The sequence below is a fragment of the Aromatoleum evansii genome, from assembly GCF_012910805.1.
Taxonomy (GTDB): domain Bacteria; phylum Pseudomonadota; class Gammaproteobacteria; order Burkholderiales; family Rhodocyclaceae; genus Aromatoleum; species Aromatoleum evansii.
Genome location: NZ_WTVK01000320.1, coordinates 1 through 382, shown reverse-complemented (window position 1 = coordinate 382; position 382 = coordinate 1). Strand labels below are relative to the sequence as shown.

Sequence of the window (382 nt, the reverse complement as noted above, 5' to 3'; positions counted from 1 at the left end):
GCTACGGGTGGATCTTCGGCGTCGGGGACGGCACGAGCAACGTCGGCCTCGGCATCCTCAACACCTCGAAGGCGTTCGGCAAGACCGACTACCGCGAGGTCATGCGCCGCTGGGTCGCGACGATGCCGCCCGAGTGGACGTTCGGCGACGCGACGATGGTCGGCGACATCCGCGGAGCGGCGCTGCCGATGGGCTTCAACCGCACCCCGCACTACGCCGACGGCCTCATGCTCGTCGGCGACTCCGGCGGCATGGTCAATCCGTTCAACGGTGAGGGCATCGCGTACGCGATGGAGGCCGCGCGCCTCGGTTCGAGCGTCGTCGCGGACGCGTTCGGCGCCGCGAAGAACGGCGGCGACGTCGCCCGCGAACGCATCCTCGC

Annotated in this window: 1 protein-coding gene; it reads left to right on the top strand. The window is 70.4% G+C overall.

The window, feature by feature from the left end; all coding sequences use genetic code 11:
- A partial coding sequence (locus tag GO615_RS30170) for a hypothetical protein (RefSeq protein ID WP_500676359.1) occupies window positions 1-382 on the top strand: 382 nt, incomplete at both ends.